General features: G+C 34.4%; 23 protein-coding genes. 15 read left to right on the top strand and 8 right to left on the bottom strand.

Features of this window, described 5'->3' with window-relative positions; translation table 11 throughout:
* Positions 1–16: 16 nt before the first annotated feature.
* The 4 genes from ilvC to DIT68_RS00100 all read left to right on the top strand — a co-directional run bounded on the left by ilvC (position 17) and on the right by DIT68_RS00100 (position 4,340).
* Positions 17–1,060 carry a ketol-acid reductoisomerase gene (ilvC, locus tag DIT68_RS00115; RefSeq protein ID WP_109357790.1) on the top strand — a complete coding sequence of 348 codons (1,044 nt, stop codon included), beginning with the start codon at positions 17–19 and terminating at the stop codon, positions 1,058–1,060.
* Entirely contained in the window at positions 1,060–2,304 is a 1,245-nt protein-coding gene (ilvA, locus tag DIT68_RS00110; RefSeq protein ID WP_109357789.1) for a threonine ammonia-lyase IlvA, read from the top strand. The genes ilvC and ilvA overlap by 1 nt, the downstream gene beginning before the upstream one ends.
* A gap of 520 nt (positions 2,305–2,824) precedes the next feature.
* Positions 2,825–2,998: a hypothetical protein gene (locus tag DIT68_RS16210; protein WP_158276073.1), complete on the top strand. Its 174-nt coding sequence runs from the start codon at positions 2,825–2,827 to the stop codon at positions 2,996–2,998.
* Between the two features lie 166 nt (positions 2,999–3,164).
* A complete protein-coding gene (locus DIT68_RS00100; RefSeq protein WP_199223367.1) occupies positions 3,165–4,340 on the top strand; it encodes a dicarboxylate/amino acid:cation symporter in 1,176 nt (391 codons plus the stop codon).
* Between the two features lie 436 nt (positions 4,341–4,776).
* On the opposite strand, the gene DIT68_RS00095 is transcribed toward DIT68_RS00100, so the two are convergent.
* From DIT68_RS00095 to DIT68_RS00085, 3 genes are read right to left on the bottom strand one after another with little or no spacing between them, the layout of a single operon-like run.
* Positions 4,777–5,265, bottom strand: coding sequence for a DUF4199 domain-containing protein (locus tag DIT68_RS00095; protein WP_109357786.1), 489 nt, complete (start codon positions 5,263–5,265; stop codon positions 4,777–4,779).
* Positions 5,252–5,677: a DUF1801 domain-containing protein gene (locus DIT68_RS00090; protein WP_109357785.1), complete on the bottom strand. Its 426-nt coding sequence runs from the start codon at positions 5,675–5,677 to the stop codon at positions 5,252–5,254. The genes DIT68_RS00095 and DIT68_RS00090 overlap by 14 nt, the downstream gene beginning before the upstream one ends.
* Before the next feature lie 21 nt (positions 5,678–5,698).
* A complete protein-coding gene (locus DIT68_RS00085; RefSeq protein ID WP_109357784.1) occupies positions 5,699–6,070 on the bottom strand; it encodes a VOC family protein in 372 nt (123 codons plus the stop codon).
* Between the two features lie 287 nt (positions 6,071–6,357).
* Here DIT68_RS00085 and DIT68_RS00080 point away from each other — a divergent pair, with 287 nt between their 5' ends.
* The 6 genes from DIT68_RS00080 to DIT68_RS00055 all read left to right on the top strand — a co-directional run bounded on the left by DIT68_RS00080 (position 6,358) and on the right by DIT68_RS00055 (position 15,225).
* Positions 6,358–8,400, top strand: coding sequence for a TolC family protein (locus DIT68_RS00080; RefSeq protein ID WP_146194072.1), 2,043 nt, complete (start codon positions 6,358–6,360; stop codon positions 8,398–8,400).
* Positions 8,387–9,475, top strand: a complete 1,089-nt coding sequence (locus DIT68_RS00075; protein ID WP_109357782.1) for an HlyD family efflux transporter periplasmic adaptor subunit — start codon at positions 8,387–8,389, stop codon at positions 9,473–9,475. Before DIT68_RS00080 ends, DIT68_RS00075 begins: the two co-directional genes overlap by 14 nt.
* Before the next feature lies 1 nt (position 9,476).
* Complete coding sequence (locus DIT68_RS00070; protein ID WP_109357781.1) at positions 9,477–10,904, top strand: TackOD1 domain-containing metal-binding protein; 1,428 nt, start codon at positions 9,477–9,479, stop codon at positions 10,902–10,904.
* Positions 10,904–12,211: a glycosyltransferase family 2 protein gene (locus DIT68_RS00065; protein ID WP_109357780.1), complete on the top strand. Its 1,308-nt coding sequence runs from the start codon at positions 10,904–10,906 to the stop codon at positions 12,209–12,211. The genes DIT68_RS00070 and DIT68_RS00065 overlap by 1 nt, the downstream gene beginning before the upstream one ends.
* A gap of 114 nt (positions 12,212–12,325) precedes the next feature.
* The gene (locus DIT68_RS00060) at positions 12,326–14,383 is read left to right on the top strand and encodes a T9SS type A sorting domain-containing protein (RefSeq protein ID WP_109357779.1); all 2,058 of its coding nucleotides are present in this window, start codon (positions 12,326–12,328) and stop codon (positions 14,381–14,383) included.
* A gap of 104 nt (positions 14,384–14,487) precedes the next feature.
* The gene (locus tag DIT68_RS00055) at positions 14,488–15,225 is read left to right on the top strand and encodes a T9SS type A sorting domain-containing protein (RefSeq protein WP_109357778.1); all 738 of its coding nucleotides are present in this window, start codon (positions 14,488–14,490) and stop codon (positions 15,223–15,225) included.
* Between the two features lie 77 nt (positions 15,226–15,302).
* Here DIT68_RS00055 and DIT68_RS00050 read toward each other — a convergent pair whose 3' ends face one another.
* From DIT68_RS00050 to DIT68_RS00035, 4 genes are all read right to left on the bottom strand, one after another.
* A complete protein-coding gene (locus DIT68_RS00050) occupies positions 15,303–15,551 on the bottom strand; it encodes a hypothetical protein (protein ID WP_109357777.1) in 249 nt (82 codons plus the stop codon).
* A 383-nt stretch (positions 15,552–15,934) separates the two neighbouring features.
* On the bottom strand, positions 15,935–16,654 hold the full coding sequence (locus DIT68_RS00045) for a hypothetical protein (RefSeq protein ID WP_109357776.1): 720 nt from the start codon (positions 16,652–16,654) through the stop codon (positions 15,935–15,937).
* Complete coding sequence (locus tag DIT68_RS00040) at positions 16,651–17,247, bottom strand: RNA polymerase sigma factor (RefSeq protein ID WP_109357775.1); 597 nt, start codon at positions 17,245–17,247, stop codon at positions 16,651–16,653. Before DIT68_RS00040 ends, DIT68_RS00045 begins: the two co-directional genes overlap by 4 nt.
* A complete protein-coding gene (locus tag DIT68_RS00035) occupies positions 17,240–18,400 on the bottom strand; it encodes a hypothetical protein (protein ID WP_109357774.1) in 1,161 nt (386 codons plus the stop codon). The genes DIT68_RS00040 and DIT68_RS00035 overlap by 8 nt, the downstream gene beginning before the upstream one ends.
* Positions 18,401–19,214: 814 nt before the next feature.
* On the opposite strand from DIT68_RS00035, the gene DIT68_RS00030 reads away from it, so the two are divergent.
* The 5 genes from DIT68_RS00030 to DIT68_RS00010 all read left to right on the top strand — a co-directional run bounded on the left by DIT68_RS00030 (position 19,215) and on the right by DIT68_RS00010 (position 24,463).
* Complete coding sequence (locus tag DIT68_RS00030; protein ID WP_109357773.1) at positions 19,215–20,117, top strand: leucine-rich repeat domain-containing protein; 903 nt, start codon at positions 19,215–19,217, stop codon at positions 20,115–20,117.
* Between the two features lie 161 nt (positions 20,118–20,278).
* Complete coding sequence (locus tag DIT68_RS00025; RefSeq protein ID WP_146194071.1) at positions 20,279–21,028, top strand: hypothetical protein; 750 nt, start codon at positions 20,279–20,281, stop codon at positions 21,026–21,028.
* A gap of 168 nt (positions 21,029–21,196) precedes the next feature.
* Positions 21,197–22,477, top strand: coding sequence for an SIR2 family protein (locus tag DIT68_RS00020; protein ID WP_109357771.1), 1,281 nt, complete (start codon positions 21,197–21,199; stop codon positions 22,475–22,477).
* Entirely contained in the window at positions 22,464–24,245 is a 1,782-nt protein-coding gene (locus DIT68_RS00015) for an ATP-binding protein (protein WP_109357770.1), read from the top strand. Before DIT68_RS00020 ends, DIT68_RS00015 begins: the two co-directional genes overlap by 14 nt.
* On the top strand, positions 24,242–24,463 hold the full coding sequence (locus DIT68_RS00010; protein ID WP_109357769.1) for a KTSC domain-containing protein: 222 nt from the start codon (positions 24,242–24,244) through the stop codon (positions 24,461–24,463). The genes DIT68_RS00015 and DIT68_RS00010 overlap by 4 nt, the downstream gene beginning before the upstream one ends.
* A gap of 322 nt (positions 24,464–24,785) precedes the next feature.
* Here the strand turns inward: DIT68_RS00010 and DIT68_RS00005 are convergent.
* Positions 24,786–25,765: IS91 family transposase (locus DIT68_RS00005; RefSeq protein ID WP_109357768.1), on the bottom strand; the 980-nt coding region annotated here is incomplete at its 5' end.

Here is a 25,765-nt window from a genome sequence, read left to right as displayed (position 1 = left end):
ATAAACAATAAAAAAAATGGCAACAATTAATTTTGGAGGTGTATTAGAAAACGTAGTAAAGCGCGATGAATTTCCGTTGGGGAAAGCGCAAGAAGTATTAAAAAATGAAACAGTAGCTGTAATCGGTTATGGAGTTCAAGGACCTGGTCAGGCGCTCAATTTAAGGGACAATGAGGTAAATGTAATTGTAGGTCAACGCAAAGGCACCGGAAGTTGGAAAAAAGCTTTGGCGGATGGCTGGGAAGAAGGAAAAACGCTTTTCACAGTGGAAGAAGCTTGCGATAAAGCAACTGTGGTGATGAATTTACTTTCTGATGCTGGTCAAATCCAAGCATGGGAAGGAATGAAAAAACATTTGACAAAAGGTAAAACGCTTTATTTTTCTCACGGATTTGGTGTCACCTTTCACGAAAAAACTGGAATTGTTCCGCCCGCAGATGTCGATGTTGTTTTGGTTGCACCCAAAGGATCGGGAACTTCGCTTAGAAGTTTGTTCTTGAGTGGTCAAGGATTGAATTCTAGTTATGCCGTTTTCCAAGACGCAACAGGAAAAGCAGCAGAACGTGCTTTGGCATTGGGAATCGCCATAGGTTCGGGGTATTTATTCGAAACAACATTCCAAAAAGAAGTGTACAGTGATTTAACTGGAGAACGAGGTGTTTTAATGGGCGCTGTAGCAGGGATATTTGAAGCGCAATTCAATGTTTTACGTCAACGTGGACATTCGCCAAGCGAGGCCTTTAACGAAACAGTGGAAGAATTCACACAGAGTTTAATGCCCTTAATTGCAGAAAACGGAATGGATTGGATGTTTGCCAATTGTTCAACCACAGCACAACGTGGAGCATTAGATTGGAAAGGGAAATTCCGTGAAGCAACTGAGCCTGTTTTGAATGAATTATACGATAGCGTAGTTTCAGGAAAAGAGGCAGAAATCGTAATCGAAGCCAACAGTAAAGCTGATTATCGTAACAAATTAGAAGAAGAACTTAACGAAATGCACAGCAGCGAACTTTGGCAAACAGGACTAGAAGTGCGAAAATTAAGACCTACAAAATAATGGAATTATTAGACAAAGTTTATGAAGCCAGGGAACGGATAAAAAACGTTGCGCTGCATACACCTTTAATGAAAAATGAAAACTTGAGCGAGGAATTCTTCGCTCAAGTTTATCTCAAAAGGGAAGATTTACAGCCTGTTCGCTCCTATAAATTGAGAGGTGCCTACAACAAAATTGTTTCGTTGACTGACGAAGAAAAAACCAAAGGAGTAGTCTGCGCAAGTGCTGGAAATCACGCCCAAGGAGTTGCTTTTGCTTGTCATAAATTGAACATTAAAGCGACGATTTTCATGCCTGTAACGACTCCGCCGCAAAAGACAAAACAAGTCAAGCTCTTCGGAAAGGACAAAGTTGAAGTCATTTTAAAAGGCGACACTTTTGATGAAGCTTATGGTGAAGCAGTGCAACTGTGTAAGTTATCCAAAGCAATTTTCATTCATCCCTTCGACGATGAAAAAGTCATGGCTGGTCAAGGAACTATCGCCTTGGAATTGTTGGAAGACAGCTCCTCTCCTATTGATTATTTGTTTGTTCCCATTGGTGGCGGTGGCTTAGCGGCTGGAGTGAGTTCGGTGTTCAAAAAGTTGAGTCCACAAACGAAAATCATTGGCGTTGAACCTGAAGGTGCTCCATCTATGAAAAATTCCATACAAAAAGGAGTCAACACCACTTTAGAGGACATTGATAAGTTTGTTGACGGTGCCTCAGTGAAGCGTGTTGGAGAACAGACTTTTGAAATCTGCAAAAACAACTTGGAGGACATTATCCTTGTTCCTGAAGGAAAGATTTGCACCACAATTTTGCGTTTATACAATGAAGAAGCCATTGTTGCAGAACCTGCTGGAGCGTTAACCATTGCAGCACTTGACTTTTACAAAGATCAAATCAAAGGAAAAAACGTGGTTTGTGTGGTAAGCGGCAGCAACAACGACATCACCCGAACGGAGGAAATCAAGGAACGTTCTTTATTGTACGAAGGATTGAAGCATTATTTCTTGTTGAAATTCCCACAACGTCCCGGAGCATTAAAAGAATTCGTAAACGACATTTTAGGTCCAAATGATGATATCGCCTATTTCCAATATTCAAAAAAGAACAACCGAGAAACAGGACCTGTGGTCGTTGGAATTGAACTTCAAAACAAAGCAGATTTATCTGGAATTGAAGCCAATTTAAAAGCGAAAAAGTTTACCTATCAATATTTGAATGGAAATAAGGATTTGTTTACGCATTTGATTGGTTAAGGGGAAAGAGAGACTCCGTCGGGTTGACGGAGTTTGTTTTTTAGTTGAATTATTGGATTTCACTTTAATTTGACAAGTTCCTTCCATTGTTGAAAATAGAAATTTGCGAAGGATTTTGCTGTTTACCGCTTAGGTATCGGATAGGCATTTATCTTTAATGTCTATCGTCTTCTTTACCCCAAAACTATTTACCCCCCTTTGTTTTAGGTTTGTTTTGCGAATTGTCATTCTAATTTTATTGGAAAACTAAAAATTTATAACTTCAAAATGAAATCCCAAATAGTTATTAGGGTGGAAATTCTTCGTTTTTAGGACGCGCTTTATCTTTTTTTGAAGGTGGAGCGTGCTAGAAGTCGCTAATAATTGTGGAGAAAAAGCACGGCTTTTGAAGACCAAACGTTAGAGCAGGGACCATAGCTTGCGGCGGAGATCACCGATACTACGGCAAGCTCAGCACATCGCATTATCGACTTTTAGGAGTGAAGACAAGAACCGTAGCGAAGCGAGCTCATGAAAACAAATGAAAAACTTTAAGGAATTGAATAAAAAATATCAGGCGCTAGACCTTTTTTCTCCTTGTAGCTTCGGCACTATCGCTTCTCGCTACTTCGTCTTCAAAAGCGTTGCTTTTTCTCTTTTTGGGGCAACCGACCAAAGGAAGCTCATGATTACAGATAAAAATAGACAAGAATGAATAATGCCAAAAAGAAAAACACCAATTAATAATGCTAATTTTATTCATAAAGCAAATTGGGGTAAAGTATCCGAAAGGCATTTATCTTTTTAACTCCTCCCATAGAATTCTAATCCTGACATAAACCCTATATTTACGAACTTAAAAAGTTATTCAAAATCACATGATAAAACGCTTATTTTCCAACTTGCTCTTTAAAGTTTTCTTAGCCATAGTTTTAGGAATTGTTTTTGGTCAAGTTTTACCTGAATCCATCAATCGAATTTTCACGACTTTTAATGCGTTTTTCGGACAGTTTTTGAGCTTCTCCATTCCTTTAATTATCATGGGACTCATTATGCCTGCGATTGCAGATTTGGGAAAAGGTGCAGGAAAACTCCTTCTCCTTACAGCTTTGATTGCTTACGGTTCCACCTTGTTTTCTGGATTTATGACCTACTTCACTGCTTCAAATATTTTTCCTTCGCTATTGGAATCGCATGTCAACGCAGCGTCTGAAATCACAGAATCCGGCAGGGAATTATCTCCCTATTTCAGTATAACTATTCCGCCAGTTTTAGATGTGATGTCGGCGCTGGTTCTTGCTTTTGTTGTTGGGTTGGGACTTTCATTTCAAGAGAAGTCTACTTTGAAACTAGTCGTTAAGGATTTTCAAAAAATCATCATGCAATTGATTGAAAAAGTGATCGTTCCTTTATTGCCTTTATTCATTTTGGGAATCTTTGTTAGCATGTCCTACAATGGAAAAGTATTCTCTATTCTTTCGGTATTTCTCAGCATCATTGGCGTCATTTTCGGATTACACATTTTATTGCTCTTACTTCAATATACAATTGCAGGGTTTTTGACCAAAAAGAATCCTTTAAAATTACTTTCTACAATGATGCCGGCTTATTTTACAGCACTAGGAACACAGTCTTCTGCTGCAACAATTCCTGTTACTTTAAAACAGTCTTTAAAGAATGGAGTTTCAGAAAAAATCGCTGGATTCGTTATTCCTTTATGCGCCACAATTCACTTATCGGGAAGCATTATGAAAATTACCGCTTGTGCGATGGCATTGATGATTTTACAAGGTATGCCGTTCACCTTTACCCTTTTCGCCGGTTTTATTTTCGTTTTAGGAATCGCAATGATCGCAGCACCTGGCGTTCCTGGAGGAGCAATTATGGCCGCTGTTGGAATCTTGCAATCCATGCTTGGTTTCAACGAAGAAATGATAGGATTGATGATTGCTTTGTATATCGCGATGGACAGTTTTGGAACTGCTTGTAACGTAACAGGAGACGGAGCGATTTCTTTGGTGGTGGATAAAATAACCCAGCAGAAATCTCAAGTTTAACAAAAGAAAATCCAGACACTAAATAGTGGCTGGTCGGAAACTTTACCAGCGGTTTAATAAATTACAATAGAAAATGGTTTTCTCTTAAATTTGACAAAATCCTTCCATTGTTGAAAATCATAATTTTCAACAATGATCAGGGTGACAGTTGTGGGAGTTAGGGGGCAAACGAGAGGAAAAAAAACAAAAGCGCCAAAGCGCTTTTGTTTTTTTTCCTCTCGTTTGAAATATGCCCCTAGCCTAATGTCATCCTAAATTTCTTTTTCAATTTGTTGAAAATAGAAATTTGCGAAGGATCTTGTCGGTTCACCGCTTAATCACATACTTGATTAGATATATTACTGGTAAAGTATCGGATAGGCATTTAAAATAAATTATTTTCGATGTCTTTCCGACCAGACACTAAATAGGATTAAAATCACCGATATGTTCAGGTCTAGCCCTTCGATTTTGTTCTAACAAATGCGGCAACAATAGCCGAAGTTACAATTCCCATCATCAAGGCACCAACGGCACTCTGAACCATATAGTTTTTCAAGTTGAAATATTTCTGAGCATCCTCAACTGAATCATAATGACCTTCTTTTACAGAATATTCAATAATATTTGGGAAATATTCTGGTGTAATGAGAGTTGCTGTTATCCATTGCGTTAGCGGTGAAAATATAGCCACAATTACGGAAATAATTATCCCTGATTTCAATCCTTGCAAATAAGTCATCTGACCGCTGTAATCTGATTTTTTCTTATCTCTAAGCGCAAAAACATAGATGGTGATTGCAATAATCGCAAAAATATTTGTCCAAAACATGTGCTGATCGATGTGCGTACTATGCAAGCCAGATAGTTTTTCAATCAACATCCACAACAATTGAGTAATCATAAAAATTACCGCCCATTTTATTTCAAGTTTAATCTTCTCCATAAATTTGGTTTAAATATTTTATTGTTTCTCTCATTACTTTCTTGAGTTCTTCTTGGTCAATATTCTCCAGTTTCTTAATGTAAATACAAGACTTACCTTTTCTGAACTTGCCTAAATTTTCCAATAAGTATTCATGCTCTTCTGCTCCAGTAAAGACATACAATGAAATTTCTGCTTTTCGTGGCGAAAACCCAACAAGTGGAGCGTCTCCTTCATGTCCGCTTGCGTATTTGTAGTGATAAGAACCAAATCCAATGATGGATGGTCCCCACATTTTCGGTTCAAAATCAGTGACCTCTTTCATCAATTTTATCAATTCAAAACTGTCTTGTTTCTTTTGTTCTGTATTGGCAAAAGATTCAATAAATTCTTCGACGTTTTGCTCTGTTTCTTGAGTTTTATTTTTTGCCATGCTTGTTTATTGAATTTCACTTTATCTGTGTTGATCTATTAAAATATTATTCCCATCTGGGTCGGTTAAAGTAATGTGTTCCGGACCTTCAGTTGAAGTATCTGCTTCTTTCGACAATTCAATTCCTAAACTTTTCAAGTGTTCCTGAATCGCTCTCACATCATCAAACTCTTCTATGTTTTGTGCATCACCATCCCATCCTGGATTAAAGGTCATGATATTGCCTTCAAACATTCCTTGAAAAAGACCAATTACGGCAGTTTCATTTTTCAGAATCACCCAATTTTGATCAATATTTCCTCCTTTGTAAGAAAACCCTAATTTCTCATAAAACGCCTTAGATTTATGAATGTCTTTTACTGCTAAACTAATTGAAAACGCTCCTAATTTCATCTCTTTTTATTTGAATTATAATTGCTAAAACACCTGCATTTCTTCTGTGCTAAGGCGAGTTCTTATTGACATCAAAAATATTGAATCAAAAAGAATAAAGCACTAAAATACCTTTATTTCTCTTAATTCGTAAAACAATGGCATTCTCAACAAACTAATTGCGTTTTGTGAAAATGTTTTTTTGTATATTGCTAACATTACCATGACGAACGCGAAAGTGCTGTAATTTTTTAGAATATATGATAAAAACACCCATTAAATTTTCCATAATAATTTTAATACTTCTTTTGTTTTCCACATTCACTCACGCTCAAATTACACCAGAAAATGAAGTAAGGAAAATAATTGAAAAAGCGACAGTTGTCATTTCACCATACCTTGATACTGTGCCTCAATTGCAAACAGGCGGAAATAGCACTGCTGCATTTTCATTGATGAACAGAACGGTTTTTAAAAGAAGCTCATCCAGTCAATTCCTGTCAGAATACAATTTACAGAAATCTGAAGTCTTGAAAAAAGATTGGGGAGTAGATCTTAATGCGAACTATATTGAAAATATCAACGTGCCTTCAGAAAATGTAATCGACAACAGTATTTACAACAGAAGAGCACAAATTGGAGTAGAATGGGATATCCTGAAGAATGGACTTGTAGAAAACAGAAAAGAAGCACAATACTTCGCTAATAAGGCCTATTTAGATGACAAGTATTTAATGGAAGAGGAAAAAGACAGGTATTTTCTTGACCGGTGGAATCACATCATCTTTCTTTTTAATCAAGAAAAATTAAAGCTACTTTCTGTTCGTGAAGGACTGATTAACGAACAAATTGATTTTGCCAGATCGCTTTTTTTTCTCAAACACCTTTCCAAAGAGGAATTACTAAAGTATGAATCCACCTTGGCTGAAATTAAAGGATTAAAAAACCTATATAATTCATACAATGACCAATATTTCTACGATGTCGATTCTACTGTATTCATCAATGAACTTCCGCTCTATGACATCAACTATGAAGCCTTGGTCAACAGTTTTAACTCACCAATTGCCGACACCATTAAAATGATTTTGGAAGAACAATTGGCTTTAAGAACACATTGGTCGAAAAACTTTTCGGTCAATACCTTTGCAAGATACAACACCTATGATTTGGCAGGTGTTTCCGCTACAAAACGAAATTTCTTCACTTTCGGATTAGGACTTTCCATGCCTTTACCGGTGAATATAAAAGCGAAGAATAAATTGGAGGAAATTCAACAAAAAATCGAATATTCAAAATATACGGACGAATCTTATATTCGAGAGAAAAACATTCTTAACTTGACGTATGAATACCGCTATAAACTCAAACAATACATCCAACTTTACCAAAAAAGAAGAGTTTATGAAGAACGTGTGAGAAAATTGAGAATTCTTAAAAATGGTCAGTCTATGGCGTTCAACCCAATAAAGGCAAATCAAACGATAAATGAATTATTGAGCATTGACCTAGAATTAATTGATTTAAAACAGAATTTGTATTTGAATTTATTAAAAATTTACTCTGAACTTCCTTACGCCGATAGTTTAGACTTCGTGAAAAATGCGAATATTCCAAATTATGCGGATACTTATAACAATGTCTCAAAAGGAATTTATGTTTGGACAGACGCTATTCGTAATTATTCTGGTTACTTCTTGGAAGAATATGCGGAATTGTACAATTTGAATACTTTAGTCATTGTTCAGCCTAAAAACGATACTTTGCAGGAAGAAAGGTACAATTGGATTCCAAAATCTGACAGTATTCGCCTTGAAATAATGGTAGGAAATAATCAATTGATCTTCCACGACAACCCAAATGAATACATTGATTTAGTTTTGTCTAATATTGGAAAAAGAAAAATTAATGCCCTCCACTTGGATGTAGAACCCCATGTTTTTGATGATTGGCAAGAAAAAAAAGTGGAATATTTACAGCAATATCTTGTTATGCTGAAAAAAGTTAGGGTCTACTGTGACCAACAAGGGATAGAATTAACTGTTTCAATTCCATTGCACTATATAGAAGAATATACAATGCAAATATTCGAAATTTCAGACAAGGTTTATTTCATGGCCTATGAAAACATAAAAATAGATTATATTGCACGTAAAATTACGCCTTTCCTAGAAGATTATAAATCCAAAGTTGTTATAGCTTTGCGAACAAATGATTTTACAAATCGTATTGCGCTTGAAGAACATATTCAGCTGCTGAAGAATGCAAGTACAGTTTCGAATTTCGTAATTCACGATATGGAGTCATTAATTGAGTTGGATAAAAAGACACTGCTAAATGAAGAGTATTAATTTCAAAAGAAAAGAAGCATCCAATTTTGAAGGCGCAGTTCAGACCAAGAAAACGCCTAAAAAGCCCAAAAACTGGGACAGAATTATCTATATCTCAATTTTATTGATCATTCTATTTTTTATTGGAAAGTACTTTGTAGGTCAAGCCTTTTATATTGAAGCCGTTGGACAAGTAAGGTTTCAAGATGTAAAGTTTCGAAATACGGACGACTCCAGAATTATGGAGTTTCACAGGGAAGCGGGAGATGCCGTAAAGGTAGGTGACTCTTTGTTCACTTACATCAACGCTGATCAATATGGTGAAATGAACCAAGGCTTTAGTCTGGAAGGAACTTACAGCATTGTTCAGGCAAAACAATCGTCACAAAGCTGGATGGAGAGAGAAATGTACAATTTGGAAAAGGACATTTCAATTAAGGAATCTACACTTATTGAAAACCAGAAACTCATTGATTTCTATGCACAACAAGCTAAAAAAATTGAGGAACAAATCATTCTAGACGTTGTACCTAAATCTGAATTTACCAATAACATTGACAGAAGAAATAAGCTCATTGGAGAAAACAGTGCGCTAGAAGCGGAGATCAATGTGTATAAAAAGCAATATGAATCTTTAGCACGAAAATTAGAAGAAGTAAATCAGATTGGCTTGACCTCAAATAGTGGAACAGGGCAAGGAACTGATAGTTTAAGAAAACTATTCAAAAGTCCGATGGAAGGAACCATAACAGAACTTTATAAATCTGAATTCGAAGTGGCCTTAAAAAGCGAAAACATTTTATCCATTCACAAACCGGAAAATGTTTACATCAAAGCATTCTTTAATCAAGAAGATTTAAAGGAACTAAAAGAAGGAGATATCGTAAAACTAGAATTTCCAGATGGAACCAAAAGTGATGGATTCATCAAGAAATTTTATTTTTCAACCTATTTGATCCCTGATGAATTTCAGAACAGATATGATCCGCCAACCAGAACTTTATCTGCCGATGTATTTCCTGTGAATACCGAAGATCTTAAGAAATGGAGAAAGTTTTATAAAATGCGTGTAAAAATTACCAAAGGAAAATTCTAATATGAAAAACGTAAATACAGAAATTTCTACATCCAAAGAGAATGACCGCGTTATAGAGTATGCGGGTTTGTCATTTTATATTATTTATAATACGGATTCGTTAAAAACAGATGACATTGTTTTCTATGATGCTGTAATTATTCAAGCAGGTGATCCAGAATTTACACGCCACATTATTACCAGAATTAGAGGACATTTCAACCCAGAGCATTATCTCAAACCAGTGCTTTTACTCAATCAAAGTAGCCTTAAAGATCCCTACATTAATCTAATTGATGGAACCCTTTATTCTTTGGAGCAAATCAAATTGATTTTGCCTAGTGTGCAAAACATTCTATTGCGTATAAAAGATTTAACATTTACCAGCTCTTTGAGTTATGAAGCGCTCATCATACAGAAAACCATTTCATTTATGTATTCCAGAAACATAGATAAAATGAAACCAAATGTAGATTTCAATTCTGGAATTGGGTACAACTACCCTATTCTTTCTGTTAATTTCTCCCGAAAAGAGGAACATCAAGTCCTCAACATCATAAAAACAATGACGGAGGAAAAATTGATTACTAAAGAGTTTCACGACTCTGTATATCTTTGCAATAATTGTACTTCTGGTTATATGAGCTACCGCGAAGTTTGTCCCAAATGCAACAGTTCTAATGCTGTATCGCAAGACATAGTTCACCATTTCCCATGCAGTTATGTGGGGCCAATTGAAGACTTTAAAAATCAAATTGATGACGAACTCAATTGTCCAAAATGTAATAAAACATTGAGGCATATTGGAGTAGACTATGACAAACCAAGCATAGTGAATGACTGTTTAAGCTGCGGACACCGTTACCAAGACTTTAACGTGAAAGCCAAATGTATGAATTGTCAATTCGACAATGAGGTTGAAGAATTAAAGAAAAGTACTATAAACGTAATTTCTATCACAAAAAAGGGTCAAGTAATGGCTGTAAATGGCTATGTGACGACCAGTAGGGATCTACAAGAAATAAAAGGAACTGTAAAGTTGGACACCTTTACCACAATGTTGAAATACGAAGTAGAGCGACTAAAACAAACAGATGGGAAAAGTAATTTAGCTGTATTGCACTTAAAAAATTCTGGTGAAGCGTACTCAAAAATGACTACAGACTTACAGAAAACAATGCTCAATTTTTTAATTCAAGACATAAGAAAAAATATTCCTACCTCATCTATAATCACCTTTTATAGTTCGTCTACCATTCTTATTTCACTGAATGACTTGCCACTAAAAATAGCAAAAAGACTCACGCAGGACATTGTGGATTTAATGACCGCTTTAATCGAAACGAACTTTAAAGATATGGTCGTAAGCATAGATCACAGTGTAAAACCCGTGTCCAATAAATTATCAGGAGAATTGCAAATTCAACAATTAGTCAAGGATTATTTCTAATGAGTACGATAGGAGAATTCATCAGTTACATACAAGCCCTTGGACCCGCAAAATTTCTACGGGTGTTTTGGTTCTTCGTAATTTTTGAGTTTTTTCGTTATTTCCTATTGGACCTTGTCGGACTTATTTTACACCGGGTTTCTTTGTGGGTAAACAGAAAAAAATGGAAAAGAGCCAGTGAACAATTGAAGAAAGAGAATCCCTTGGTTTCAATTATTGTTCCCGGAAAAAACGAAGGTAAACACATTTTTAAACTCGTAAAATCTTTATCAGAGCAAACTTATCAAAATTATGAACTCATCATTATTGATGACGGTTCAGATGACAACACCCCAATTATTTGCAAAAGTCTACTCAAAAACGGATTAATCGATCAATTTTACAGAAATGACGTTAGGGGTGGAAAAGCTTCGGCTGCCAATCTAGGTTTACGTTTTACCAAGGGAAAATTCATTATTCACCTGGATGCAGATTGTTCTTATGACAATGATGCCGTAGAGAAAATAATTCTCCCTTTTTACTACGATAAAGATATTGGTGGTGTTGGAGGAAATGTAATGGTAAGGAATTACAAAGAAAGTTTAGTAACCACATTACAAGCTGTAGAATATTTCAACTCCGTAGGAATTGGAAGAATTGTAACCAGTCAATTCGGAATCTACCGCATTATTTCTGGGGCTTTTGGCGCGTTTAGAGCAGATGTCATGGATAAAATTCAAGGTTGGGACATTGGACCAGGACTCGACGGTGACATCACAGTGAAAATTAGAAAATCAGGCTATAAAATTCATTTTGCCCCTGAAGCTGTTTGCTTGACAAGCGTGCCCAATACCTTTAAAAAACTAGCAAAACAGAGGTACAGGTGGGACAAATCACTCATTCGTTTTAGACTGCGTAAGCACAAAGACGTGCTTTTTCCCAATCAAGGATTTAGTTTAATCAATTTTATCTCCTTTTTCGAAAACATCCTTTATAATTTGATCCTGAATTTCAAGTGGTATTTTTATGCCATAGATTTAGTCATCAACTTTCCCGATTTGTTAGTCCACATCATGCTCACGAATTTATTCTTGTACACCACAATGGGCTACATTAAATTAATACTTTTTGGCTGGTTCAGAACACGATCAAACGCGCCAAATTATTATTTCCTTCCCTACATTCCGCTCATGGTCATCTATTTTGGATATTTCTTAAGATTCGTAAGAACAAGGGCCTATTTCATGGAATTGTTCTTTAAAGCCAGTTATAATGATCCGTGGAATCCCCTAAAAACATCAGTTCATGCCAAGGAAAAAGGCTTATGATGTTTCTAACCGATAAGTATGCAACAAGTGTTACATACAAAAAAAAATGAATCAGGAATTAATTGAATTAAAACCATATAAGCCTATATTCGCATATTAACCTAAAATTAAAAAATGAAAAACTACATCATACTAAGCCTTTTACTTCTAGCTATATCATTCAATTCTACCACTTTGTCGCAAGTAGATAGAAAAGTCTGTGTTTTAGACATGAGCAAGTACAATAATGACATCAGTACTTCTCGCCCACTTTCTTCCCTTCGCGTGATGCGCTTAGCAGGAGTTCCCTTTGATACAACCACAAGTTTATCCACCGCTATTCAATATCCTATCATCATTACAGGTTCAAGAATAGTAGACAGTTCTTTTGCTACTTCAGACCTTATTGCTATTAAAAATTATGTGAACAACGGCGGGGTTTTAATCCATTCTTCACTTAGAGAACCCTTACTATATGATATTTGCGGAGTTGACACATTAATTTCCTCAAATACATTATATAAAATGGCGTGGGACACCCTTTCTGCACCAATTTTTGATTATATCGATGATTCTTTAGAAGTAAACATTTCTATTGGAAGAGAAAGTCAAGGCTTTTCATTTTACACCCGTTATTTTGAAGTGAACACCGCTACTCCACTCGCTTATTATGAAAACCTTGAGCCTGCAATCGTGAAAAATCAATATGGTTCAGGAACAGTTTATTCTTTTGGTTCAGATTTTAGAGATTTGCTCTATAGAAACCAAACCAACTTTGATGTAAACGCCCACAGAACTTATTCTAACGGATTTGAACCAACATCTGACGTTATAATGATGGTGCTTCGAAATATTATTCGAGAACACATTCCACACACAATTTACAAACACACTGCTCCAAATAATGCACATTCTGCAGTAATGTTAACCCACGATGTAGACAGCAGAACCGGAATGGATTCCATGCATTTCTTTTCTGAATATCAACAACAGAACAACATAAAAGCTCATTACAATATCACCACCAGGTACAGAAATGACATTTGGATGACGGATTTTTATTTGGGAAATCAACAAAGGGTAAACCAACTTAAATTGGAAGGACACACCATTGCTTCACACTCTGTTGGACATTTTCCTGATTTTGCAGACAAGAATATTTTCCCTTTGGGTCAATTGGGAAATGACACCAGTAATTACAAACCTTATTACAACGGAACAGAAACCCTAAACGGAAGTGTTTTAGGAGATTTAGAAGTTTCCAGAGATTTATTAGAAAACGATATAAATGTAAATGTACGCAGCTTTAGAGCGGGACACTTGGCGTATAACGACTCTTTAGTGAGAGCTTTGGAATTGCTAGATTACGATTTCAACTCTACGTATTCCGCTAATGATGTACTTTCGAACTTTCCTTATTATGCTTTGCGTGATCGCTCTTTTAGTTCGGAAGAATCAAGAATATTAGAAATTCCGATGACGATTTCAGACGTTTTCAATAGCGACCCCATAACTCCACTCAACTACAATGAAAAAGTTAATATTTGGAATACGGTGACACAGCAATATCATAACAATCATGCACCAACCACTTTGTTAATTCACCCGAATCGTCAATATAAATTAACCGCAATGAAAGACTACATTTCGGCATTACCAGAAAGGGCAGAAATTATGCTTTTTGAAGATTTTGGTGACTTCTGGAGAAAAAGAGATTCACTCGATTATCACACAGAAATGAGCGGAAATGACTTAATTGTTACTCTTCAATCTCCTTCATTTGTAGAAGAACAATCTTTCGTTTTAGATTGGAATGGTTCACTAGACACTGTAATTTTCCAAGATGAAATGAATACGCCAATCACTTTTGAATTTGAGCAGTTGAATGCCAAGCAAAGATTATATTACCAGAAAGACATGACGGCGAGTATAGTCAAGGAAAAACCGACAGTTAACATCACAATTTATCCTAATCCAAACAAGGGTAGTTTTACAATTGATGCGTCAAAATTAACTGGTGAAAAACTTATTTCTGTAACAGATTTCACAGGTAAAATTGTTCATTCCTCTGTTTCTAATAATGATCTAATTTCTATATCCATTTCGCAAAATTCTACTCCTCCAGGAATTTATATTGTTGTAATTCAATCGGGAGAAAGTTTTTACAGAAAGAAAATTGTGATTGGGAAATAGTTCAGCAAATTCCTTCTAAAATGTAGTGAGTAAGTTTTACGTGCATATTATTTCAGTACAATAATTTTATATCTAGTCCGTTTTAAAATCAAAACAAACTATTTATGAAGAACTTAACAGTAATATCTCTATTTTTATTAAGTGTTGTATCGTGGTCGCAAACAGAAAAAGGTGTTGAGGTAAGTGATAGATTTTCCTATGGATATGAAAATGTTCCTCCAATTAATTCCATTGGAGCATTATTCCCGCACTCTTACAGTTCAATTAATGCAGACCACAACGACACTTTAAAAATTCCTTATGACTCAAACAAGGCTATTTTATTAAGATGGCAATATGTTAACGAGGGCCATACAACCTACCCAACGATTAACACTGCAAAATGGTATTTTAATGATCAATTAATGCCCGATGGTGAATACGAGGCAAATTACAGATATGGCACAAATGGCGCAACTTCGGTTCTTGATAGTGCAATAGTAGGTTTTTATCAATTGAGATACATCGGTTACGACGACACCACGCTGTACAATACGAATTACCCTGTAATACACGTTTTCACAAAGAAAACAGACACCATAATTGCTAAATCTTCAACAGGAACAAGGCTTTATCCAAATCCAACTACAGGAAAAATAAGTTTAAAACTGAATGAAACACTAATAAATGGTGAAATGAAAATCCATAATCAAAAAGGTGAATTCGTAAGATCTCTTCCATTGAGAGAAGTGAAAAACGACTCCGAATTTGATGTTTCTGATTTGAATCCAGGAATTTATCTTTTCACAATAATCAATAACGAAAATTCTGCTGTCGAGCAATTGAAGGTTGTGATTGAGTAGGGTTTTGTACAGGTAAATCAAAAAAACTGAAGGAAATAAGAGGGACGTCTTACTGAACGTCCCCTAAATCTTCATAATTATTTGTTTCCCTTACTGTCTTTCTCATTGTGATCCACATTAAAAGACTCATCTTTTTTATCTTTAGGATGCGTTAAAACATTGCTATCTTTACGTTCACCCGCATTTCCTTTCGTTTTAGACTCACCTTTACTGGCTTTCACCTCATCCAAGTCCTCCTCTTTTCTGCGTGTGTTGCTCTTGTCTCCGTAATACTTTTCGGCTTCTTCTCTGTCTTTCGGAATTTGGTCTTTTTTACTGTCGCTCATGATATATTGTTTTGATTTTTATTGTAATTTGAATTTGTTGTTCCCTCAAGATAAGATTTAATTTTTGTCTACACGATTAGATCTCCTTATTTAAACTTTTTTCACAAGTTGAGCATTGATGTAGATTGGCTAGAGAATAGTTTAGAAAAGATCCTTCCCTCAGAAAAATAAAATTTTTTCCAAGGTTCAGGATGACAGTTTCATAGCGTATTGAATCAAAAATGAGATTATTAACCCTGTCATCCTAATGTGAAAAGTAAGAAATAAAATTGGCTATTAGCACCTACGCCTTAAGAGTTAGCCTTATTTCATCACTAATTGAGGAATCCCATAATATTAACTTGTGGAGCTAATTTAGCTCGTTTCACTTCCTCAATTCACTCTCACAGTCCCAAAACCCTCTTCCCTATTAAATCATCGGACAAACTTTTACCTTTTACATTAGATTGAATATCGATTGGATTTGAAAAATTGTCATTTGCCATGGCTTTTTCTAAATCATCTTGAATCTTGAAATTTTCTAAAGGAATTGGCTCAAAATCATTCGCTATAAATTCGTTATTTCTCTGATTTTTGACCTCTTTCTCGCTTTCAGGCATTGACTGATAAACGACCTTCACAACAGTATCTGCTGGCATAGAAATTTCTATTGTATCTCTAATGATTTTGTCGATATATACAGTATCCGCCACCGCTAAAGTTGTATCGTTTTTAGTTTCAAATTCTGAATTGATGAATACAGGAGTCGTCAAAATAAAAATCATAAAAACAGCAGCAATTGCGGTCCATAACGGAATTTTAAAAGCAAAAAAGCCCACTTTCCCTTCTTTTTCTTGGCTTTCTACTGTTTCTTCAACTTCTGTTATCAATCCAGATTTCGAAGCATTTTTTGCACGCAAAGCCGCCAAAGCATTGAGGTGAGTTTGTTCATTTACCTTCAGCTGATTGGCCTCCGATTTTAACTCCTCTTTTACTTGGACAATCAACTGGCGTTTTTCCTTAAATTCCTGTTCAGAAATCTCAGATAAAACAAAATTCCGCTCCTCTATCGTTAATTCCGAAAAAGATTTACTTTCCATCAATTCTGATAATCTAATCTTCATATTCCTTTGTTTTTTTGTGCCATCGGGCTATCGTCAAACAACACTTTGTACACTTTTAATTTCTTCGCCAAAACTTGGGTAACATGGTTTAATCGCGATTTTACCGTTCCCACAGGACAATCCATAATTTCGGCAATTTCCTTGAGTTTTAAATTTTCGAAATAGCGCAGAATAAAAGTTTCTTTGAATTTATAACTCAATTTATTCACTTCGATATCTAGTCGCTTTTTAAATTCTTTTTGGTCGTAATTGGCCTCAATTGAATCTAAATCAACAAGAGAATTCTCCGAAGAATCAATATCAAACAGCTGTTGATTACTTCGAAAATAGTTTTTGCAATGATTCGCAGCCACAGTAAAAACCCAAGTTTTAAATGATTTAGCAGTATCAAATTGATCCGCCTTTTCTATAACTTTCATAAAAACATCTTGGGTAAAATCTTGCGCTTTCGCCTCATCATTTTTCAACATTTTAAACATGAAATACAAAATGCGCTGACTGTATCGATCATACAAAATAGTAAACGCCGATTCGTCCCCCTTTTGGAGAGACGACATCAGCTGTTCATCTGTTTTATGTTCTAAATTAGTCAAGTCCTATCTCTTGTTTAATGTCATCAAAATACGGTAAATCTTGACTTATTTCGATAATTAGTTCCCTAGTTTTCTCCGCTTTCACCAAATCTTCAATTAAAGCATAATGCTGATAAAGGATAATTAAGCCAGATAAATAATGGCGATTTCTATTCTTGTCTGCTTCAGGATAAGCACTCTCATAAAAATCATATTTCAAATGATCCAGTAAGAATTTACATTCAAAAAAGTCAACCACTAAGGCGTTATTATTGAAAGATTCCTCTGCATATTTATAAATCACGCCCACATTATAAAGTCGGTCAAAAATGGTCGAATCCTCCGCTATAATTCCTTTACTGTAGAAATACAAACCCTTCTTTCCTTTGTGTTCTATGATGTGATTCAAAATAGCCTCATTCGTTAAGTTTTCTTCTTCCAAAATAGGAATATCTAAAGCTTTAAACTTTTTATTTCGGTATTCCTTAATGCTCATCAAATGAATATTCCACACATTCACATCCCTTCTAAAATCATCTGCTTTTTGCGCAATCCATAGCGGATAAGTGTCATTATCACCACCCGTAATTAAAATCGCGTTTTTGCTCGTATTGATTAAAGCGTTATACGAAAGCGCCATCAAATTTGGCGTGTGATGTCCCGAAGCCTTCCACAATTGGGCTGTTTCCTCCAATTTTTCAGGATTCTCTCTATAAATTTCGTAAACATTCATCAAGTTTGGATAAATATCCGAATTTAAAGGGTTTAACTCATGCGCTTTCAACACATAACTGATAAATTCATCTTCCTGTTCCTTGTCTTTAGCGTTCCAAATCTGGCTGTACCAACTCAAAATTCGATAATATGCAAAAGTTCCTTTTATCGATTTCTCCATGTTTTTCACCACTTCGTATTCCTTAGTATACCATTCATTTCTCACTTCCGCATCTGGAGCAGAAAACCTCGCCATTCGAGCCGCCGCATAAAAATTTATCCAGGCCTCACCATCCTTTTTGTTTCTCTTCAATTCCTTTTCCCACAAATTATACTGTTCCTCATACCACTCAAATTCATGGTATTCCACCGCCAGAGATTTCACAGGTTGCACTTGCGAAAACAATTGCGTATTAAAAGTTAAAATTAGAATTGCGAATAAAATTGTCTGTATTTTCATGATCTTGCTTTTTCCGTAATACACAGTTGCTTGAAAAAGGTTCGAATTAATTGTAATTATGTTTTTTGAATAGAATGATTTAGATAGAGACGTTAGATTTTAGAAGTTTAGATGTTAGATGAAAAATGAAAATATGATTAACAACACATAAAGCTATTGTCTAAATTTCCTTAGTGATTAACTAAAAATCTAAAAGCTTTTAAATTAAAGCCAAGATGCTAGAAAATAATATAACAACGGTCTAAACATCTAATGTCTAATGTCTTTTCTTGGCCACCATTTCCGCCTGCAACATAGCTTGTGGTTGAAAACAGACGATTTTTATAAATTGAAGATTTTTTGAGAAGATTTTTACTTTTCTTTCTTTAGGAGATGCCTTAGCATCAGCCGACAAGCAAAAAAGTAAAAAGTGCTCAAAAGAATCCAATTTTAATATTGTTGTGTTATCAAATACAAGCTAATATAGTTTACTCCTTCTTTTTAGTAAACAATGCTATTTGCGGGAGCTTCACAAGGTCGCTCCACAAATTAGCTTGTTTACAACAAAAAGTACTTCACAAAGCTACCGGTTTTCGTCGGGGTGGAGATTTTGGGCTTCGGGATTGAGCTTTAGAGGTAGAATTAAACGTATATTATTCGTATAATTATACGCTTACAAATGCTTATTACTTTTTAATGTAAATTGTTTTTTAAATAAAACATAGCGTTTTAAAGCTACTAATATGTTATAATTGATAAATTTGAATAAAAATGTATAGGTTGGCTAAACGTAATACGATTAGCCAATTGTTAGGTGCAAAGTAAAACACACGACATGCAAAGAATGACAATTAGATTTCTAACAGCTATAACAGCCATTTTTGTTAATCTGATGAGTTTAAGTGCTCAAGAGTTAAAGTTTACTGACTCAAGATTTAAATCATACCTATTAACAAATGATAGCATTAACTTTGACTCAAATAAAAAAGAAATTTCCATATTAGAAGCACAATCGTTTAATGGAACGATTGATGTATCAAACATGAAAATTAAGTCTCTGGAAGGAATTGAAGCATTTGTTAAATTAACAAAATTGATTTGTTCTGGTAACAAACTAACAAACTTAGATTTGAGTAAAAATTTAGCTCTTGAATTTCTAGATTGCAAGAATAATGCTATTGAACAGATGAATATTTCCCAAAATCAGCTTTTAAAAGAAGTGAAAATTTATAACAACCGAATTAGTAACATTGATTTAACAGGTAATATCAATTTAGTTCATTTGTCAGCACGAAATAACCCCTTAAAAACCCTTAATATTACAAAAAATCTGAAGCTACAATCTATCTATTGTCAAAACACACAGATTAGCGAATTAGATGTTAGAAAAAACAAATACTTAATTTGGCTTTATTGCGCAGATAATTTACTCCAGGAACTTGATGTTAGTGAAAATAAAGAGTTAGTCGAACTTGCATGCAGTAATAACAAACTCAACAATTTGTTCTTAAATGAAAATACTTCATTGGTCTTTCTTGATTGTCAAAATAATCAGTTGACAAAACTTGACTTGAGAAACAATTTGAAAGTTACGACACTCTATAGTAATGGAAATGTCGGATTGACAATTTGTGTATTAGAAAGTCAGTTAAATCATCGCTGGTATAGAGATATTAATCCATTTAATGAAGAAGACAAGATAAGAACAAATGAAATACAGACAAATTGTAAAGACTAAAAACTCTGCACCTAACAGCACCTACCCAAAAGTGGCGGTTCAGTGGTTAAATCAAGCTTTGTACTTCTATCAAAGTTTGTGCTTGGTTGACAGTGAAGTGCTCCGAAATCGCCACCTTCGGGTAGCTGCAAAACGTTGGGTTGCATAAAAAAAATAACGAAATGAAAAAACTGATACTTGGAATTTTGATATTAATGACTTTTAGTATGTCAAATGCACAAAATGCTGACAGGTTACCTGTGATAGTATTATATGAAGCAAACCATTGGACATTTTATCCTCATTCAGAATCTCCTGTTTTTGCTTTATATGATGATGGAACAGTAATATTTTCGAATAAAAAAGAAAGCGGTTTTACTCTTGATTATTCATATGAAGTCTTGGATTCATCATCATTTTATTCCTTACTAAAAGACCTGAATTATAAAGAAGTGTTATCAAAAGAGGAATACAATAATACCTTGGTAGATTATACGAGTCAACCTCAAAATTACTTCTATTTCTTTGAAGGGAATAATCGGTATGCATACTATTATTATGGTAGTTTAAAAAAAGATATGAAGTCAAGGAAAAAGGCTTCGAAAAAGGTCGTTGAATTATATGACAAATTAGCATATTATAAATCAGATAATGCAAAAAGGTGGACTCCAGAATTAATTGAGCTTATGGTTCAGATAAGGAATGGAAACGAAGGTGTAACATGGCCTGATAGTCTGCCTGATTTCAATAGTTCAAACACTGTAAAAAGAGATTCTATTTTCTATAGTTTGTATTTGACACCTCAAGAATATAAAGTATATGAGAAGTTAAATGAAAAGAAATCAAAAGAAGATAGCTTTGTTATTAATGGGAAAGAGTGTTTTATATTGATTAGATACCCATTTCCTAAAGAATATTATTGGATGGAATAACGCAACCCAACACGCAATAAAAAACATAGGGCAGAAAGTGCTAAATTTAAACGATATAACATTTAAAAAACAGTCTGGCAGCTTGACAGGTAGGCGCTTCGAAATGCCCTACGTTTCTTATTGCCAACCGTTGTAAGCAAGCGAATAAAATAACCAAAAAAATAAAATATGAATTCTATATCTCATGACCCTTCTGAATATATTAGAGGAATACAACAAGTTTTGATTTCAGATAAAAAAAGAATAGGATTTTTATTTGGTGCAGGAAGTTCATTAGCAAAAAAAAGCAATAAGACTCTCACAGTACCTGCAATAGCTAAAATGACAACCGACATAATTACTATTGTAGGTGAAGTTCAAAAAAAATATGAAGTAGCTTTAGATGAAATAAAAGTTGAACTCGGAGAAGAAAATTTCAATATTGAAACTATTCTATCAAATTTAGAGCAAAAGGCAACTTTTATAGGAAATGGAGAATTAAATACTTTAAAAAAAACAGATTTTGAAAATCTCATAATTGAGATTAAGAAAAATGTAAGAACAATGGTTAGTGTTCATGAAAATGAAACAAATAAAGTTGTTACTTCAGAAATTGTGAATGAATTAGTTCACACAGATTTTGCTAGTTGGATAGGTCAAGCAGAACGAAAATATCCTATTGAACTATTTACAACAAATTATGACTTTTTATTTGAATTAGGACTTGAATCTAAAGAAGTACCATATTATGATGGTTTTTGCGGGAGTTTAAGACCTTTTTTCAATCCAGAATCTGTTGAAGATTTTTCATTTTTGGCAAACCAAACGAAATTATGGAAGATTCACGGTTCTTTAGGTTGGCATTTTGATAAAGACACTGAAAAAATATTAAGAGTAAATTCAGATGATAATGATATCTTAATTTATCCATCAAGCTTAAAGTATAAAGACTCTAAAAAACAACCTTATGAAAGTCTATTAGATAGGTTATCAAATTTCATAAAACAAGACGATACCATTTTAATAACTTGTGGATATTCATGGGGAGACGAACACATAAATTCAAGAATAATTTCAGCTTTAAAAACTAATACAACTTCCCATGTTATTGGTTTGTTGTTCGATAAATATGATAAAATAACTAGTGAATCTTCGACTGTAAAATTAGGTGTTGAAAATTCAAAAATATCATTATATGGTTCAAGAAGTGCAGTAATCGGATGTCAATTTGGAGAATGGATTCTTAAATCTGAACCAACAAAAGAAGACACTATAAATATAAACTTATATTTTGATGAAGATGCTCCAGAAAATCCAGATATCGAGCTGAATAAAGAAACTGTTGGTGGTGAAATTTGGACTGGGAAAGGTGAATTTATTTTACCTGATTTTGGTAAACTAACTAAGTTTTTGAATAAAATGATAAACGACAATGAAATTAAAAAAATAGGTGAAAATGTCCAAAAATAGAATTACAGAAATAGGTGAAATAGATAGCATTAGCGGTAATAGCATCTCTGTAAAACTATTTGACAACATAAAGTCTAATATGCCAATTATAAATGGTGTTGTTTATCGTATAGGTCAAATAGGTTCATTTGTCAGAATACCATTAGGTTATGCAAATCTTTACGGAATAGTAACTCAAATTGGTTCTGCTGCTATACCTGAGAACTTAAAGGAAGCTGTGGTTAAAGATTATGACTCTCTTAAAAACACAAGATGGATAAATATTGTACTAGCAGGTGAGCAAATAGGACGTAAATTTGAAAGAGGAGTAACTCAATACCCTACGACTGGTGATAAAGTCCATCTTGTAACAATAAATGACTTAGATATTATTTATGGTGGTTATGAGGATTCTAATTCAATAACTATTGGCAACATAAGTGCCTCTGAAAGCTTAGATGCAAAATTAGATTTAGATAAACTTATCTCTAGACATTGTGCTATTGTTGGCTCAACTGGAAGTGGTAAGTCAAACTCAGTTTCAGTATTATTAGAAGCTATTGCTAAAAGAAACTTTCCAAGTTCAAGAGTCTTAGTTATTGACCCTCATGGAGAGTATAATGATGCTCTATCTAATTATTCAAGGGTTATTGAAACTAATCCAAAAGAAGTAATAAATAAACTTAATATCCCTTTTTGGGCTCTTCCTTTTAATGAACTAATGTCTATTTTTTCAGGTAATTTAAACGACTCACAACTTGAATACATAAGAGAAAAATTAGTAAATGCAAAAATTGAAAGTGCAAAAACAAATAAACTAGACGTCCCAGAAGAATCTATTACAGCTGATACACCAATTCCATTTAGCATTAAAAAACTATGGTTTGAATTGGACGATTATGAAAGGTTAAATTTTGAGAGTGATAGAAAAACAAAATCTAAATTAATATCGAAAGGAGATATTGAATCTTTAAAGTCAAATGAATATCCTCCTACAGGCTTAGGTGCTAGTGCTCCTTTTTTGAATAATAGTAGAAAAGGAATATTACGTTTTTTAGATAGTGTAAGAAACAAAATAAAAGATAATAGCTACAGCTTTATGTTTAACCCAGGTGAATTCACACCTGATGTAGACGGAAAAACAAAAAAGGATATTGACAGTTTACTATATAATTGGCTTGGGAACACCTTACCTTTAACTATTTTAGATTTATCAGGTATCCCTAGTGAAATTATGTCTTCTATTTCAGGTACACTTTTAAAAATAATATATGACGGTTTATTTTGGGGTGTTAATACAAAAGTTGGTGGTAAAAATCAACCATTGCTAATTGTTTTAGAAGAAGCACATAGTTATTTAAAAGCAGGTGAAAATTCGATATCATCTAGAACCGTACAAATGATTGCTAAAGAGGGAAGGAAATATGGAGTTGGATTATTACTCGTCACACAAAGACCTTCAGAACTAGATGAAACTGTTTTAAGTCAATGTGGAACAATGGTTGCACTTAGAATGAATAATTCAAAAGACAGAGGGCATATAAGGTCAGCAGTCCAAGACGAATTACAGAGTATGGTTGATTTGTTACCAAGCTTAAGAACAGGAGAAGCTCTTATTTCAGGAGAAGCAGTTAAAATTCCATCTCGAATTAAATTTTATAAAATTGCAAATTCACCCAAAAGTTCAGACCCTAAAGCATCTCAAAAATGGATTGAAAAAATTGAAGGAACAGAAGAAGAATACAAGAAATTATTAAAATCTTGGCGAAATAAAAATTATAAATTATGAGTTTACCAGAAATGATTCCAGTTAGTTCGTCTAATATAGAAAGTATAGGTTATGACGAATCAAATGAACAAGTCTATGTAAGATTTCTAAATGGAAGTCTTTATGTTTATACAAGTGTTCCCATCCATGAATTTGAAAGTTTACGAGACGCTCCTTCATTAGGTTCTTATTTACACAGGAGCTATAAAAATGTATTTCCTTATGAGCGTGTTGAATAAAGTAAAACTAAAAGAAGCCAGCTTACAATAACTAAGTATTCGGCGTGCCGATAGGCCAGCGCTGAATACCATGTTGACGGATCCGGATTTCCTTAGCCCTACTGAGCTTGCCGAACGTATGGGGAAAACGTTTTAATACATTATTTTTGAAAGATTATTTTGGTGTGTTACGCTTTGATTATGAGCGTGCATTTCGAATTTAATTTGGTTGATTACTATTCAGTGTCACAAAAACCACGCATTTATCAGGACTTCCGCCAGTTTGATATCGATTTTACTATTTCTAAGCCATAACTTCTCCATTACGTTAATATCGTTGTATTTATTCTGTTGATTTATTGACACTTAAAGTTTCTCTCCAGTTTTCTGGCGGTCCTCTTCCATCAAAAAGTAAAACAGTGATTAATTTTCCTTTTTTACACGTTGGACATCTCCTGTTGTGCGTTGGGTTTTCCTTAATAATTTCGGACGTCTTCTTTTCATTCAATAACTTTTGAAGTTCAGGAAGCTTTACCTTTTTCCAACTGCTGCTTAATATTCCAAAATGTCTAATACGTGTAAATCCTTTGGGTAAAATATGCAGCGAAAATCGTTTAATAAAGTCGGAAGTATTGAGTGTTATGTCGTGTTTTTGTCCACCTTTCCTATAGTTTTTTGCTGAAAAAGTGACTGTTCGCTTGGCGTAATCAATGTTCTTAATTCTGTGATTTGAAATTGCGATTTTGTGGGTATATCTGCCAAGATATTCAATTACAAACTCAGGTTTAAAGAAAGGCTGTTTTGCATAAACGACCCATTTCTTGGAAAACACTTTGTCATAGACACTTTGCTGTATTTTTAACTCGCTTTTTCTCAGTAAAGCAATAAATTTTGCTCGAAAAACAGTACTCATTGACTTCACATTGAACAAGTATTTTCCTTTATTTTTACATGATTTCCATTTATTGCTTTTGGTTAAACCGCCACCAGGAACAATACAGTGTAAATGAGGATGCAATGACATATTCTGACCCCAAGTGTGTAAAATCGAAATCATTCCCATCTTAGCGCCAAGGTGTTTGGGGTTTTGTGAAAACTGTTTCAAGGTCTCCCAAGCAGCCTTAAATAATGAACCATAAATGATTTTGCCTTCTCTTAAAGCATATTCATTAAATTCTGATGGAAGGGTGAACACAACATGAAAATAAGGAACTTCTAAAAGTTCATTTTCTCTTGCATTTATCCACTCTTCGCGCTTGTGTCCCCCGCAAGTTGGACAATGTCTATTCCTGCAGCTATTGTAACTGATGTGCAATTTATTAC

The organism is Brumimicrobium oceani (assembly GCF_003143775.1).
GTDB lineage: Bacteria > Bacteroidota > Bacteroidia > Flavobacteriales_D > Crocinitomicaceae > Brumimicrobium > Brumimicrobium oceani.
Note: the sequence above shows the minus strand (reverse complement) of the source record. Positions and strands in the feature narration are given on the sequence as shown.

What these genes read in the sequence shown, in the direction of transcription:
- DIT68_RS00045 (WP_109357776.1), bottom strand. Translation starts at nt 16,654, where the DNA reads ATGAAGATTAGATTATCAGAATTGATGGAAAGTAAATCTTTTTCGGAA.
- DIT68_RS00065 (WP_109357780.1), top strand. Translation starts at nt 10,904, where the DNA reads ATGAGTACGATAGGAGAATTCATCAGTTACATACAAGCCCTTGGACCC.
- DIT68_RS00015 (WP_109357770.1), top strand. Translation starts at nt 22,464, where the DNA reads ATGTCCAAAAATAGAATTACAGAAATAGGTGAAATAGATAGCATTAGC.
- DIT68_RS00035 (WP_109357774.1), bottom strand. Translation starts at nt 18,400, where the DNA reads ATGAAAATACAGACAATTTTATTCGCAATTCTAATTTTAACTTTTAAT.
- DIT68_RS00075 (WP_109357782.1), top strand. Translation starts at nt 8,387, where the DNA reads ATGAAGAGTATTAATTTCAAAAGAAAAGAAGCATCCAATTTTGAAGGC.
- DIT68_RS00095 (WP_109357786.1), bottom strand. Translation starts at nt 5,265, where the DNA reads ATGGAGAAGATTAAACTTGAAATAAAATGGGCGGTAATTTTTATGATT.
- DIT68_RS00050 (WP_109357777.1), bottom strand. Translation starts at nt 15,551, where the DNA reads ATGAGCGACAGTAAAAAAGACCAAATTCCGAAAGACAGAGAAGAAGCC.
- DIT68_RS16210 (WP_158276073.1), top strand. Translation starts at nt 2,825, where the DNA reads ATGAAAAACTTTAAGGAATTGAATAAAAAATATCAGGCGCTAGACCTT.
- DIT68_RS00030 (WP_109357773.1), top strand. Translation starts at nt 19,215, where the DNA reads ATGCAAAGAATGACAATTAGATTTCTAACAGCTATAACAGCCATTTTT.
- DIT68_RS00085 (WP_109357784.1), bottom strand. Translation starts at nt 6,070, where the DNA reads ATGAAATTAGGAGCGTTTTCAATTAGTTTAGCAGTAAAAGACATTCAT.
- ilvC (WP_109357790.1), top strand. Translation starts at nt 17, where the DNA reads ATGGCAACAATTAATTTTGGAGGTGTATTAGAAAACGTAGTAAAGCGC.
- DIT68_RS00020 (WP_109357771.1), top strand. Translation starts at nt 21,197, where the DNA reads ATGAATTCTATATCTCATGACCCTTCTGAATATATTAGAGGAATACAA.
- DIT68_RS00090 (WP_109357785.1), bottom strand. Translation starts at nt 5,677, where the DNA reads ATGGCAAAAAATAAAACTCAAGAAACAGAGCAAAACGTCGAAGAATTT.
- DIT68_RS00060 (WP_109357779.1), top strand. Translation starts at nt 12,326, where the DNA reads ATGAAAAACTACATCATACTAAGCCTTTTACTTCTAGCTATATCATTC.
- DIT68_RS00025 (WP_146194071.1), top strand. Translation starts at nt 20,279, where the DNA reads ATGAAAAAACTGATACTTGGAATTTTGATATTAATGACTTTTAGTATG.
- DIT68_RS00055 (WP_109357778.1), top strand. Translation starts at nt 14,488, where the DNA reads ATGAAGAACTTAACAGTAATATCTCTATTTTTATTAAGTGTTGTATCG.
- DIT68_RS00010 (WP_109357769.1), top strand. Translation starts at nt 24,242, where the DNA reads ATGAGTTTACCAGAAATGATTCCAGTTAGTTCGTCTAATATAGAAAGT.
- DIT68_RS00070 (WP_109357781.1), top strand. Translation starts at nt 9,477, where the DNA reads ATGAAAAACGTAAATACAGAAATTTCTACATCCAAAGAGAATGACCGC.
- ilvA (WP_109357789.1), top strand. Translation starts at nt 1,060, where the DNA reads ATGGAATTATTAGACAAAGTTTATGAAGCCAGGGAACGGATAAAAAAC.